The 12,055-nt window shown below is 74.4% G+C and carries 13 protein-coding genes and 1 pseudogene; 9 read left to right on the top strand and 5 right to left on the bottom strand.

The features are described 5' to 3' along the window. Positions 1–286 precede the first annotated feature (286 nt). On the top strand, positions 287–1,114 hold the full coding sequence (locus tag ACSLTV_RS18740; RefSeq protein WP_435612504.1) for a DeoR/GlpR family DNA-binding transcription regulator: 828 nt from the start codon (positions 287–289) through the stop codon (positions 1,112–1,114). 52 nt (positions 1,115–1,166) lie between these two features. Then, on the top strand, positions 1,167–1,634 hold the full coding sequence (locus ACSLTV_RS18735; protein ID WP_432136197.1) for an SRPBCC family protein: 468 nt from the start codon (positions 1,167–1,169) through the stop codon (positions 1,632–1,634). 30 nt (positions 1,635–1,664) lie between these two features. Here the strand turns inward: ACSLTV_RS18735 and ACSLTV_RS18730 are convergent, their stop codons facing one another. Continuing rightward, positions 1,665–2,798 carry a PLP-dependent cysteine synthase family protein gene (locus ACSLTV_RS18730; protein ID WP_432136196.1) on the bottom strand — a complete coding sequence of 378 codons (1,134 nt, stop codon included), beginning with the start codon at positions 2,796–2,798 and terminating at the stop codon, positions 1,665–1,667. 350 nt (positions 2,799–3,148) lie between these two features. Between ACSLTV_RS18730 and ACSLTV_RS18725 the strand changes: the two genes are divergently transcribed. Together ACSLTV_RS18725 and ACSLTV_RS18720 are read left to right on the top strand one after the other, a co-directional pair. Continuing rightward, the gene (locus ACSLTV_RS18725) at positions 3,149–3,472 is read left to right on the top strand and encodes a hypothetical protein (RefSeq protein ID WP_432136195.1); all 324 of its coding nucleotides are present in this window, start codon (positions 3,149–3,151) and stop codon (positions 3,470–3,472) included. Positions 3,473–3,683: 211 nt separating this feature from the next. Beyond that, positions 3,684–4,223 (top strand): ATP-binding protein, encoded by a 540-nt coding sequence (locus tag ACSLTV_RS18720; protein ID WP_432136194.1) that lies wholly within the window; start codon positions 3,684–3,686, stop codon positions 4,221–4,223. A 134-nt stretch (positions 4,224–4,357) separates the two neighbouring features. Here ACSLTV_RS18720 and ACSLTV_RS18715 read toward each other — a convergent pair whose 3' ends face one another. Beyond that, the gene (locus ACSLTV_RS18715; protein ID WP_432136242.1) at positions 4,358–4,648 is read right to left on the bottom strand and encodes an SHOCT domain-containing protein; all 291 of its coding nucleotides are present in this window, start codon (positions 4,646–4,648) and stop codon (positions 4,358–4,360) included. A gap of 176 nt (positions 4,649–4,824) precedes the next feature. Between ACSLTV_RS18715 and ACSLTV_RS18710 the strand changes: the two genes are divergently transcribed. From ACSLTV_RS18710 to ACSLTV_RS18700, 3 genes and pseudogenes are all read left to right on the top strand, one after another. After that, a complete protein-coding gene (locus ACSLTV_RS18710; protein WP_432136193.1) occupies positions 4,825–5,385 on the top strand; it encodes a TetR/AcrR family transcriptional regulator in 561 nt (186 codons plus the stop codon). Positions 5,386–5,402: 17 nt separating this feature from the next. Then, positions 5,403–5,987: a DUF4865 family protein gene (locus ACSLTV_RS18705; protein WP_432136192.1), complete on the top strand. Its 585-nt coding sequence runs from the start codon at positions 5,403–5,405 to the stop codon at positions 5,985–5,987. 18 nt (positions 5,988–6,005) lie between these two features. Continuing rightward, positions 6,006–6,388: pseudogene (locus ACSLTV_RS18700) on the top strand (phosphotriesterase); the annotation flags it as partial. Positions 6,389–6,443: 55 nt separating this feature from the next. Here the strand turns inward: ACSLTV_RS18700 and ACSLTV_RS18695 are convergent. Continuing rightward, entirely contained in the window at positions 6,444–7,685 is a 1,242-nt protein-coding gene (locus tag ACSLTV_RS18695; RefSeq protein WP_432136191.1) for an ROK family protein, read from the bottom strand. 489 nt (positions 7,686–8,174) lie between these two features. Between ACSLTV_RS18695 and ACSLTV_RS18690 the strand changes: the two genes are divergently transcribed. Beyond that, on the top strand, positions 8,175–9,311 hold the full coding sequence (locus tag ACSLTV_RS18690; RefSeq protein WP_435612511.1) for a methyltransferase: 1,137 nt from the start codon (positions 8,175–8,177) through the stop codon (positions 9,309–9,311). Here ACSLTV_RS18690 and ACSLTV_RS18685 read toward each other — a convergent pair. Together ACSLTV_RS18685 and ACSLTV_RS18680 are read right to left on the bottom strand one after the other, a co-directional pair. Continuing rightward, entirely contained in the window at positions 9,298–10,158 is an 861-nt protein-coding gene (locus ACSLTV_RS18685) for a class II fructose-bisphosphate aldolase (RefSeq protein ID WP_432136190.1), read from the bottom strand. The two genes, ACSLTV_RS18690 and ACSLTV_RS18685, sit on opposite strands and share 14 nt — an antisense overlap. Positions 10,159–10,212: 54 nt before the next feature. Continuing rightward, complete coding sequence (locus tag ACSLTV_RS18680; RefSeq protein ID WP_432158535.1) at positions 10,213–11,109, bottom strand: SIS domain-containing protein; 897 nt, start codon at positions 11,107–11,109, stop codon at positions 10,213–10,215. Between the two features lie 130 nt (positions 11,110–11,239). On the opposite strand from ACSLTV_RS18680, the gene ACSLTV_RS18675 reads away from it, so the two are divergent. After that, positions 11,240–12,019, top strand: a complete 780-nt coding sequence (locus ACSLTV_RS18675; RefSeq protein ID WP_432136188.1) for a DeoR/GlpR family DNA-binding transcription regulator — start codon at positions 11,240–11,242, stop codon at positions 12,017–12,019. Positions 12,020–12,055 lie beyond the last annotated feature (36 nt).

Below are 12,055 nucleotides of genomic sequence, written 5' to 3'. Positions count from 1 at the left end.
GGCACAGGATCTCCGCTCGGGGCGCGCTCCACACCCGTTGTCACCGAATCTCCCCCGAGGATCGGGCCGCCGTGTGTCCGGGGCAGGCCCGCGGCGTGCCCGGCGTGCGCCCCGGACAGCCCCGGAGGTGACATGCGCGCGTCGGGTGGGTGGTGGCGCGTCCCGCACCCCGCCGTGCGAGGATGGGACGCCCGCACGCGCCCGACCGGGGACGTCCTCGTCGCCGCGGGTGCGCGACCGTGTCGGACGGAGGGTATCGGCTTGAGGCGAGAGGACCGGAGCGTACGTGAGTGAGAATCAGAACCTCCTCGCCGAGCAGCGTCGCGCCCTGATCCTGGACGAGGTCCGGCGGCGTGGTGGTGTCCGCGTCAACGAACTGACGCGCAAACTCAGCGTGTCGGACATGACGGTCCGCCGCGACCTGGACGCGCTGGCCCGGCAGGGCGTGCTGGAGAAGGTGCACGGCGGCGCGGTTCCGGTCGTGGAGGCGAGCACCCACGAGCCGGGGTTCGAGGCCAAGTCGGGCCTGGAGCAGAGTGCCAAGGAGGACATCGCGCGTGCGGCCGCCGCGCTGGTGTCCCCGGGCAGCGCGATCGCACTGTCGGGCGGTACGACCACGTACGCGCTGGCCCACCAGCTGGTGGACGTGGCGGACCTGACCGTCGTGACCAACTCGGTACGGGTCGCCGACGTCTTCCACCTGGCACAGCGCACCTCCGGGCCGCGGCAGGGCGCGGCGACGGTCGTGCTGACCGGCGGGGTGCGCACACCGTCCGACTCGCTGGTGGGCCCGGTGGCCGACCAGGCGATCGCGACGCTCCACTTCGACGTGCTGTTCCTCGGGGTGCACGGCATATCGCCGGACGCCGGGCTGTCCACGCCGAACCTCGCGGAGGCGGAGACCAACCGGCGGCTGGTGCAGTCGGCGCGCCGGGTGGTGGTGGTCGCGGACCACACCAAGTGGGGTGTGGTGGGGCTGAGTTCCTTCGCGACGCTGGACCAGGTCGACACGCTGGTGACGGACGCGGGGCTGGCCGCGGAGGCGCGCGCCGAGATCTCCGACCATCTGCGGGTGGTGGTGGCGGGCGAGCCCGACGACGGTACAGACATCTGACGGGGCTTCGGCTAGGGTGACGCCGCCCGTCGTCGAAGGGGGTGGCGTCACCATGGCCCGCGGTCTGCGCCCGGTGGGGCTGGACTTCGTCGAGTCCGCGCCCGTACGCCTGGTGTTCGCCCGGGAGGTGCGTGCCGGGCCCGAGGCGGTGTTCCGGGCGCTCGCGGAGGACGTCGCCGGGTGGGCCGACTGGTTCCCGGCGGTGCGCAGGGCCCGGCCGACGGCAGGCGGGCGCGAGGTCTGGCTGCGCGGCGGCACCCGGTTCGAGGAGACCGTCCTGGTGGCCACGCGGCCCGAGGTGTACGCGTACCGGGTGGACGTCACCAACGCGCCCGGTGCGCGGGCCCTGGTCGAGGAGTGGCGGATCGATGCCGCGGGCCGGGGGTCGCGGGTGCGGTGGACGTTCGCGGCGGACGGTTCGAGGGCGTTCCGGGCGGCGCTGCGGTTGGCCCGGCCCGGGCTGGGGCGGGCCTTCCGGGAAGCGGTGACGGCGCTGGACCGGCGGCTGCCGAGCGGGTGAGCACCGTCCGCCCCCGTCGTACGGGAGGCGCTACGCGCGGTCCGCCGACCACACGCCCGTCTCCAGCAGCGACTCGATCGCCGCCGTGTACGGCGCGATGTCCAGGCCCTGTTCGCGCAGCCACGCGTCCGAGTAGTACTTGTCCAGGTAGCGGTCGCCCGGGTCGCACAGGAGCGTGACCACACTGCCCCGCCGTCCCGCCGCGACCATCTCGGCGACGATCTTCAGGGCGCTCCACAGGCCGGTGCCGGTGGAGCCGCCCGCCTTGCGGCCGATGGTGCGCTCCAGGGCCCGTACGGCGGCGACGCTGGCCGCGTCGGGCACCTTCATCATCCGGTCGATGGCGCCGGGCACGAAGCTGGGTTCCATGCGGGGGCGGCCGATGCCCTCGATGCGGGAGCCGCAGTCGCAGGTGACCTCGGGGTCGCCGGTCGTCCAGCCCTCGAAGAAGCAGGAGTTCTCCGGGTCGGCGACGCAGATGCGGGTGTCGTACTGCATGTAGTGCACGTAGCGGGCGAGGGTGGCGGAGGTGCCGCCGGTGCCGGCCGTGGCGACGATCCAGGCCGGTTCGGGGAACCGTTCCAGCTCCAGCTGGCGGAAGATCGACTCGGCGATGTTGTTGTTGCCGCGCCAGTCCGTGGCCCGTTCGGCGTAGGTGAACTGGTCCATGTAGTGGCCGCCGGTCTCCGTCGCGAGGCGGGCGGACTCCTCGTACATCCGGCGCGAGTCGTCCACGAAGTGGCACCGGCCGCCGTGGAACTCGATCAGGCGGATCTTCTCGGCGCTCGTCGTGCGCGGCATGACCGCGACGAAGGGCACGCCGATCAGCTTGGCGAAGTACGCCTCCGAGACGGCGGTCGAGCCGCTGGACGCCTCGATGACCGGGCGGTCCGGCCGGATCCAGCCGTTGCACAGGCCGTAGAGGAACAGGGACCGGGCGAGCCGGTGCTTGAGGCTGCCGGTCGGGTGGGTCGACTCGTCCTTGAGGTAGAGGTCGATGCCCCAGTGCTCCGGCAGCGGGAAGCGCAGCAGATGGGTGTCGGCCGAGCGGTTGGCGTCGGCCTGAACCTTGCGGACGGCCTCTTTCAGCCAGTCGCGGTAGGTGGGATCGGTGTGGTCGACGTCGAGGGTGGCGCCGGAACGGGTCTGCTGGTGGGTGGGCACGGCGGGGCTCCTTACGCTGCGTGCCGACGGCGCACCAGGCGCGGCCGACGCACCGATCATAAGCACCTTCCGCACGCCTCCCCACCTGCATAAACGCCTCTTTGGGCGGCTCAAAGCCAGCCCTGGGGAACCCCCGGGGACGGCTGTACGGCACATCGAAGGGGCGCATTCGGGTGAGTGCTCCGAACGGATCCGGCCGAGCCGGCGCACGCACTGGTGCTCGCCGTCGGGCGGGGGCAGACTGCACCGCACGGGGGCGCACACGCGATCACGGCAGGAGCCGGTCTCCGGTCCAGCGGGGAGCCGGCACCGCGCACGGGGCACCACGAGGCACAAGGGGGCTGGGCGGCATGGCGGAGCCGGAGTTCACGGCGACGGGCGTGCGGATCGGGCGGCGACTGCGCTCGCTCACCAGGGCGGGGCAGATCCGGATCAGCGGCGGCCGGGTGGAGTTGCTGGACAGTCGCGGCATCGAGATCGACAGCGCCCCGGCGCGGGCGGTGCGCGCCTCCCGGCCCTGGTTCGTCCCGGAGGACCGGGCGGTGGCCGACCTCGCGGGCCACCGGTACCTGCTGACGCTGGGCGAGGACGAACCCGCGCCGGGCGAGCCCGGGCCGGCCGCGGCGCGCCGGTTCGTCGAGGCCGTGCGGCGGGCCGCGGGAGGCGGTCGTTGACGGCTCGCGCGGCGGGAGTGACGCGAGGGACGCGAGTTGCGGTCGGGACCCTCCTGCGGCACGCTGTTGTCACGTCACTCTGGGTTTACCGGCGATAACGCTGCGAACCAGCCCGCCGGCCACGACAGCAGGCGACCGCTTGGTGCAGGGCCCCTGCTGGATCGATCCGAACTCCGTGTTCTTCCGGACCTCACGTCGGGGAGTCGCAGCCGTGATCAGCAACCCAAGCAGGCACTGCGCGGTGGAGCTCCAAGCTCTGCCGTCGCGGATCGGCCAGGTCCGCAGAATCGTATCGGCGCAGTTGCGCTACTGGCATCTTGATCCCCTGATAGACCGGGCCGCGCTCGGTGTGACCGAGTTGTTGACCAACGTCCACCGGCACGCCCGGTCCGACAAGACATGCGTCGTGGAGATGGAGCTGCTGCTCGACCGGCTCACCGTCTCGGTGCGGGACCACGATCCACGGCTTCCGGTCGTGGAGGACACCGCGGACGGCGACGCGCTCGCCACCCGCGGGCGCGGGCTCGCCATGGTGGCCGCGGTCAGCGAGAGCTGGGGCGCCCGCCCGGACGGCGAGTCCGGGAAGGTGGTCTGGTTCACTCTGCCGACCACCACCTCGGCACCGGCCCGGCCGGCGCGACTGCCTCGCCGTACGACGGCGGAGACCACGGCGGTCCGGTTCCCGGACGTCGAGCAGGTCGACGTCCATCGGCCGGCCAAAGCTCCCGCCCGGTCCGCCGTCGCCGGCTGACCGGGCGGTGAGACCGCCCTCGGCTGCCTGCCGTCGAACGGCGGGCCGGCCGGTCGGCGGAGACCGCCGACGCGCCCGGGCGGATCCCCGCCCGGGCGCGTGGCGCCGGCGCACCGCGCGACGCCCCGGCGCGGTCACATCGCTCCCCCGTGGCCGGCGCGGCCGAACTGCTCGTCCAGGACGGACAGTCGCCGCCAGTACTCGTCCTCGTCGATCTCACCGGAGGCGAAGCGCCGCCCGAGCACGGCGAGGGGCGAGTCCCCCGACGGGCGGGGGCCGGGGCCGACGCCCCACGGGCCGCGGCGGCCGCGCCACACGGTGCGGCGCAGCAGAGTGACGGCGCCGACGACGACGGCCGCCCAGATCAGCGGGAAGAACAGGATCCACGGGCCGGGTCCGCCGTCCCAGTGCGCGAGGGTCTGCATCTCGGTCATCTCCCTGGTGGTTTCCTCGGTGACCCTTCGAGACTCGCGCGGACAGGGGGCCGCAGTCGTCGTACGACCGGCGGCAGTGCCGGTACCACGGGCGGAGTACGCCAGGGTCCGGGGCTCGCTCCCGTGCGAGCCGGACGCTTGTAACTACTAGTATGTACACTGTCTTCATGAGCACCGCCGAGCGACTGATCGAGTCCACCCGCGAACTGCTCTGGGAGCGCGGCTACGTGGGCACGAGCCCCAAGGCGATCCTGGAGCGCGCCGGCGCCGGCCAGGGCAGCATGTACCACCACTTCAAGGGCAAGCCAGATCTGGCGTCGGCCGCGATCCGCCGCACGGCCGAGCAGATGCGCGCCGCCGCCGGTGCCGTACTCGACGGCGAGGGCACCCCGTACGACCGGATCCGGGCGTACCTGCTGCGCGAGCGTGACGTGCTGCGCGGCTGCCCCGTGGGACGGCTGACCATGGACCCGGACGTGATCGCCGACGACGAGCTGCGTGCCCCGGTCGACGAGACCCTGGACTGGCTGCGCGAGCGGCTGGCCGGCCTCGTCGAAGAGGGCGTGGAGCAGGGACAGTTCGGCCCCGGCCTGGACGGGGAGGAGATCGCCGCGACGATCGTCGCCACCGTGCAGGGCGGATACGTCCTGGCCCGCGCGTCGCGCTCGCCGGCCGCCTTCGACGCCGCTGTCCGGGGGCTGCTCGCCCTGCTCCGTCCCACCCGCTGAGCCCTGGGGAGGCCCTGTTGCACGCCCTGCAGTACGAGATCACCCTGCCCGCCGATTACGACATGGACGTCATCCGCCGACGGGTGGCCGGCAAGGGGCATCTGCTCGACCGGTGGGACGGCCTCGGCCTCAAGGCCTACCTGGTCCGGGAACGCGGCGTGCACGGCTCGCCGGTCAACCAGTACGCCCCGTTCTACCTGTGGCGCACCGTGGCGGGCATGAACGCGTTCCTGTGGGGCGGCGGCTTCCAGGGGGTGGCCGACGACTTCGGGCGTCCCGCCGCCCGGCAGTGGTCCGGGCTGGCGTACGAGGAGGGGACGGCCGCCGGCGCGGACGCGCGGTTCGCGGTACGGCGGCTGCGGCCGGTGCCGGACGGGCCGGCACTCGCGGACGTCGTGGCCGAGGTGGTGGCCGAGACCGGGCGGCTGGCACGGGAGGACGGAGCGGTCCTGGCCGCGGCGGCCGTGGACACCGGGCGCTGGCTGGTCGTGCAGTTCTCGCTGTGGGAGCACGACGCCCCGAAGGCCGAGGGCGATCTGTTCCAGGTGCTGCACCTGTCCGCGCCGGGGCGCCCGGGTCTGCCCCGGGGGCGCCAGTGGTGACCGCCCGCCGTCCGTAGGGTGCTCGGCGGCCTGCCGCCCGGACGGTGGGGTCTCCGCGACACCCACGACCATCTGTTCCTCAGCAGTCCGCGGGTGCCGGGCAGGAGCCGGCCGCGGTGGCCGACGCGCGGGCGGCACCGGCCGCCTTCCGGGCGGAGAGCGGGGCGGCCCTGGTGTAGTGGACGCCGTACGGGATGGGGCGGCGGGCCGCGCATCTGCCGCCGCCGGCACGGGAGTCGGGCGTGCACGTGGTGGCCGCGACGGGTCTGCACGAGGCAGCGCACTACAACGGGGCGGCCCTGCGGGGGCCGCGCCGGCGGCTCGCCGAGGTGTTCGTGGCCGAACTGACCCAGGGGATCGGCACGTCCGGGGTGCGCGCCGGCCTCGTCCAGGTGGCCGGCCGGCGCCGACCTGGCGGTGGACGGACGGGGTGCGGAACCGGGCCCCCGCGGTCCGTCAGCTCGCCAGCGCCCCGAGCGGGTCGTCCAGGACGGGCTGCCAGGCCAGCTCGGCCGCGCCGACGAGGCTGTTGTGGTTCAGGGAGCAGGCGAGGATGGGCACACCCCCGCTGCGGCCCCACAGGCTGCGGTCGGCCACGACGGCGCGGAGCCGGTCCGGATCGGCGTCCAGCAGGGTGCGGTGCAGTCCGCCGAGGATGATCCGGTCGGGGTTCAGGATGTTCACCAGCCCGGCCAGGCCCAGGCCCAGCCGGTCGATCAGGGCCTCGACGGCGGTGCGCACCACCGGGTCGGCGTACTCCTCGCGGATCAGCTGGTCGGCCTGGTGCAGCAGGGAGCCCTCGGGCCCGGGTTGCCGTCCGGCGGTGGTGAGCAGGGCCAGCGGGTCTGCCTCGACGTCCAGGCAGCCGCGGCTGCCGCAGTGGCAGGGGCGGCCCTCGGAATTGACCGTGAGGTGGCCCACTTCGAGGGCCAGCCCCGAACTGCCGGTGTGCAGGCGCCCGTCGAGGACGAGCGCCCCGCCGACGCCCCGGTGCCCGGTGGCCACGCACAGCAGGTCGCGGGCGCCTCGCCCGGCGCCGTGCCGGTGCTCGGCGAGCGCGGCCAGGTTGACGTCGTTGCCGACGAAGGTCGGCCCGGTGACACCGGCCGCGTGCACTCGCTCGGCGAAGATCTCCCGTACCGGCGCCCCCACCGGCCAGGCCAGGTGCAGCGGGTTGAGGGCCAGGCCCTCCGGTTCGGCGACCGCGCTCGGCACGGCGAGCCCGGCGCCCGTGCAGCGCCGCCCGGTGGCGCGCAGCAGGTCGGCCGCGGCGTCGACGACCGTGCCCAGGACCTTGGCCGGGTCGGCGTCCACTGCCTCGCAGCTCGGGGTCGTCGCCACGATCCGCCCACCCAGACCGACCAGCGCGGCACGGAACCCGTCGGCGTGCACCTGAGCGGCCAGCACGACCGGGCCGTCGTCGGCGATGTCCAGCCGGTGCGAGGGCCGGCCCTGGGAGCCGGCGGCGGCGGTGGGCCGGGCGTCGACCCGGATCAGCCCGAGCGCCTCCAGCTCGGCGGCGACCGCGCCGGCGGTGGCGCGGGTGACACCGAGTTCGGCGGTGAGGACGGCGCGGGTGGGCGCCCGCCCGGTGTGCACGAGCTGCAAGGCGGGGCCGAGCGCTGCGCGTCCCCGGTCCAGCCGCGTCTTCGAGGTGGTCCCTTCCCCCGCCGACCGGGGGTCCGCCATGCCGCTCATGAGGGCGAGTCTCCCATGATCCGCTCCACGGCGGTGCCGCCGGTCAGGCCGCTCACCCGCCGGGGGCGCCGAACCCGAGGACGCGGGTGTCACCGGACCGAAGACGCGGGTGCCACCGAACCCGAGGACGCGGATGACGCCGAACAGGAAGACCCGGATGACGCCGAACCCGAGGACCCGGATGACGCCGAACCGCAAGACGCGGGTCTCACCGAAGCCGAGGGGCACCGCGGGCGCGTCGGACCGCTCCTCGGCGTCGCGGTGCCTCTCCCCGCGGGTGTCCCCCGTCGTAGCAGTTGATCAGCGCGACGCCGTACGGCGGTGTCGTGGCCGCCCGCGGTCCGAGCGTGTCGGTGACCGCGCGGCGGGCGAGGCAGTCGGGCCGGGCCGGGCCGGGAAGAGGCTGCCCCGGGTCGCCCATCCCCCCACCCACCTCCCCCACCGCCCCTGAGCTGCGGCTCGGCTAGCCTTGACCCGGTGGACGACCGTATGACGACGCCGTGGGGCGAGTTCTCCCTGGCCCGCTTCCCCGAGGACCCCCGCGATCGGCTGCGCGCCTGGGACGCCTCGGACGCGTATCTGCTCCGGCATCTGGCGGAGGAAGGCGTGCCGCTGTCGGGGGCGGTCGTGGCGCTCGGGGACCGCTGGGGCGCACTGGTCACGGCACTCGCGCGGTTCCGGCCGACGCAGATCACCGACTCCCATCTGGGACAGGAGGCGACCCGGGCCAACCTGGCACGTGCCGGCGCCGCACCCGGCGCGGTCCGGCTGCTGACGACCCAGGACCCGCCGCCCGCGCGGGTCGACGTGCTGCTGGTGCGGGTGCCCAAGAGCCTGGCGCTGCTGGAGGACCAGTTGCTGCGGCTGGCGCCGGCCGTGCACACGGACACCGTCGTCATCGGTACCGGCATGGTGAAGGAGATCCACACCTCGACGCTGCGGCTCTTCGAGCGGATCCTCGGGCCGACGCGCACCTCCCTGGCCCGGCAGAAGGCCCGGCTGATCTTCTGCACTCCGGATCCGGAGCAGGCCAGGCCCGCCAATCCGTGGCCGCACCGGTACGACCTGCCGGAGGGGGTGGGAGCGGTCTCCGGGCGGCCGGTGGTCAACCACGCGGGGGTGTTCTGCGCCGACCGGCTCGACATCGGCACCCGCTTCTTCCTGACCCATCTGCCGCTGACCAGGGGCGTGCGCCGGGTGGTTGACCTGGGCTGCGGCAACGGGATCGTGGGTACGGCGGTGGCGCTGGCCAACCCGGGGGCCGACGTGCTGTTCACCGACGAGTCGTTCCAGGCGGTGGCCTCGGCGGAGGCGACGTACGAGGCCAACGGGAGCCCGGGGCGAGCGGAGTTCCGCGTCGGGGACGGGCTGGCGGGGGTGCCGGACGGCAGTGTGGACGTCGTGCTGAACAACCCGCCCTTCCACTCGCACCAGGCCACATCGGACGCCACCTCCTGGCGGATGTTCACCGGGGCGCGGCGGGCACTGCGGCCGGGCGGCGAGCTGTACGTGATCGGCAACCGGCACCTGGCGTATCACGTGAAGCTGCGCCGGCTGTTCGGCAACAGCGAACTGGTCGCGTCCGACGCGAAGTTCGTGGTGCTGCGGGCCGTCAAGCGGGCGTGAGGACCCTGATCAGCCGGGTCGCCGCGGCGGCCATCGCCGCCCGTCCGACGTCGAGGTAGTCCCGGGAGTCGACCGCCTCGGGGTGTGCGTCGAGGTACGCGCGGATCGCGTTCGTCAGGGCGAGGTTGAGCGCGGTGCCGATGTTCACCTTGGCGATGCCGCCGGCGACGGCGGCGGTGAGTTCCGCGTCGGGCAGGCCGGAGGAGCCGTGCAGTACGAGGGGCACCGTCAGGGCCGAGTCGAGCCGTTCGAGCAGGGCGTGGTCGAGCGTGGCGGTGCGGGTGGTCATCGCGTGGACGCTGCCGATGGCGACGGCCAGCGCGTCGACGCCACAGTGCGCGACGAACGCCCGGGCCTCGACCGGGTCGGTGCGGGCGCCGGGGGCGTGCGGGTCGCGGGGAGGCTCGCCGTCGCTCCGCTTGCCGTCGATCCGCCCGAGCTCCGCCTCGATCCACAGTCCTCGGGCGTGCGCCCAGTCGACGGCCGCGCGGGTGGCGGCGAGGTTGTCGCGGTAGGGAAGGCGGGAGGCGTCGTACATCACGGAGCTGAACCCGGCGTCCGCGGCCTGGCGCAGCAGCCGGTCGCTGCGGACGTGGTCGAGGTGCAGGGCGACGGGGACGGCGGCCCGTTCGGCGGCGGCCGTGGCGGCGCGGGCGAGCGGGAGGACCCTGCCTCGGCGGAAGCGGACGGCGTTCTCGCTGACCTGGAGGACGACGGGCGCACCGGCCGACTCGGCGCCCGCGACGACGGCCTCGATGTGCTCCAGGGTGACGATGTTGAAGGCGGCGACGGCCCTGCGGTCGCGGGCGGCACGGGTGACGAGTTCCCCTGTGGTGGCGAGCGGCACGGTGGCTCCTGACGTTCGGGGGCGAGGGGGTGGACCTCGGCAGCGTGGGGGATGTCAGGGAGTGCCGGGGGCCAGGATCACCGAGCGGGTGAGGTGGCGCGGGTGGTCCGGGTCGAGGCCGCGGGCGGCGGCCAGGGCGACGGCGAGCCGCTGGACGCGGACCAGTTCGGCGAGCGGGTCCAGTCGGCCGGCGACCCACCGTGCGCCGGTGGCGCGGACCTGACCGGGAAGTCCGTCGGGCGCCTCGCCCAGCATCCACACGGCCCGGCCGGGTCCGGCGATGCTGATCGGGCCGTGCCGGTACTCCATGGCCGGGTACGCCTCGGCCCAGGACCGTGACGCCTCGCGCAGCTTGAGCGCGGCCTCCTCGGCCAGCCCGGTCGTCCAGCCCCGGCCGAGGAAGGTGAACTGCTCGCAGTCCAGGAGCCCTTCGGGCAGCGGGGCGGTGAGCGCGGTGCGGGCGTCGGCGACGGCGGCGCCGGTGTGCAGACCGAGGTGGGCGCGGAGCAGGGTGAGGGCGGTGGTCGCGAACCGGGTCTGGACGACGGATCGTTCGTCGGCGTGGTCGAGGACGACGAGGTCGTCGGCCGCGGCGCGGACGGGGGTGTCGGGGTCGGCGGTGATCGCGGTGGTGGGGGTGTGTCCGCGCAGTCGGGCGAGGAGGCCGAGCACCTCGGTGGTGGTGCCGGAGCGGGTGAGGGCGAGGACCCGGTCGTAGGCGCGGCCGTGGGGAAACTCCGAGGCGGCGAAGGCGTCGGTCTCGCCCTGGCCGGACGCCTCGCGCAGGGCCGCCGCGGACCGTGCCATGAAGAAGGAGGTGCCGCAGCCGACGACGGCGACCCGCTCGCCGGGGGCGGGCAGCACCCGGGCGGTCACCGGGTCGGCGGCCGTCGCGGCGGCCCGGTTCCAGCACTCCGGCTGGCTGGTCAGTTCGTCCTCGACATGCGTCATGCCGTGTTCCTCCCCGACGCGAGATGCTCGTTCCTGCACGATAGGGCTGAGTTTCGCGCAGTTTCAAGCATCAGGGCTCGGATAGGGTCGCTGCGGACACCGAGACGGATGCCGGACGGAGGGGTCGTCGATGGCGCGGGACGCCCGCTGGAAGACGCTGCTGGAGCTGCTCGGCGAGCGCGGCCGGCTGGACGTCGAGGAGGCCGCCGCCGAGCTGGCGGTGTCGGCGGCCACGATCCGGCGCGACTTCGACCGGCTCGCCGAGCAGCGAATGCTGGTGCGCACGCGGGGCGGCGCCGTCGCGCACGGCGTGTCCTACGAGCTGCCCCTGCGCTACAAGGCCGCCCGGCGCGCCCCCGAGAAACAGCGGATCGCGCGGGCGGTGGCGGCGCTGATCATGCCGGGCGAGGCAGTGGGGCTCACCGGCGGCACCACCACCACCGAGGTGGCCCGTGCCCTCGCCCTGCGCGACGACCTGGGGGCCGGCTCGCCCGCGCTGACCATCGTCACCAACGCGCTGAACATCGCGGGCGAGCTGGCGGTACGGCCCCAGTTCAAGATCGTGGTGACCGGCGGGGTGGCACGGGCCCAGTCGTACGAGCTGGTGGGTCCGCTGGCCGACGGGGTGCTGGGACAGATCACCCTCGACGTGGCCGTGCTCGGTGTGGTCTCCTTCGACGTCGTGCACGGCGCGGCCGCGCACGACGAGTCGGAGGCTGCGGTCAACCGGGCCCTGTGCGAACGCGCCGAACGCGTCGTCCTGGCCGCCGACTCCACCAAGCTCGGACGGCGCGCCTTCGCCCGCATCTGCGCGGCGGACACGGTGGACACCCTGGTCACGGACACGGCGGCCGACCCCGCGGTGCTGCGCCGCTTCGAGGAGACGGGGATCAGGGTGGTCGTCGCCTGAGGGACGCAGCGGGCGGCGTTCGCCGCTCCTCGACGG

The organism is Streptomyces sp. bgisy159 (assembly GCF_965341775.1).
Taxonomy (GTDB): domain Bacteria; phylum Actinomycetota; class Actinomycetes; order Streptomycetales; family Streptomycetaceae; genus Streptomyces.
Note: the sequence above shows the minus strand (reverse complement) of the source record. Positions and strands in the feature narration are given on the sequence as shown.

Bases quoted from the DNA above. Each gene is read 5' to 3' on its own strand.
- ACSLTV_RS18735 (WP_432136197.1), top strand. From the start codon at position 1,167: ATGGCCCGCGGTCTGCGCCCGGTGGGGCTGGACTTCGTCGAGTCCGCG.
- ACSLTV_RS18725 (WP_432136195.1), top strand. From the start codon at position 3,149: ATGGCGGAGCCGGAGTTCACGGCGACGGGCGTGCGGATCGGGCGGCGA.
- ACSLTV_RS18715 (WP_432136242.1), bottom strand. From the start codon at position 4,648: ATGCAGACCCTCGCGCACTGGGACGGCGGACCCGGCCCGTGGATCCTG.
- ACSLTV_RS18710 (WP_432136193.1), top strand. From the start codon at position 4,825: ATGAGCACCGCCGAGCGACTGATCGAGTCCACCCGCGAACTGCTCTGG.
- ACSLTV_RS18695 (WP_432136191.1), bottom strand. From the start codon at position 7,685: ATGAGCGGCATGGCGGACCCCCGGTCGGCGGGGGAAGGGACCACCTCG.
- ACSLTV_RS18690 (WP_435612511.1), top strand. From the start codon at position 8,175: ATGACGACGCCGTGGGGCGAGTTCTCCCTGGCCCGCTTCCCCGAGGAC.
- ACSLTV_RS18680 (WP_432158535.1), bottom strand. From the start codon at position 11,109: ATGACGCATGTCGAGGACGAACTGACCAGCCAGCCGGAGTGCTGGAAC.
- ACSLTV_RS18675 (WP_432136188.1), top strand. From the start codon at position 11,240: ATGGCGCGGGACGCCCGCTGGAAGACGCTGCTGGAGCTGCTCGGCGAG.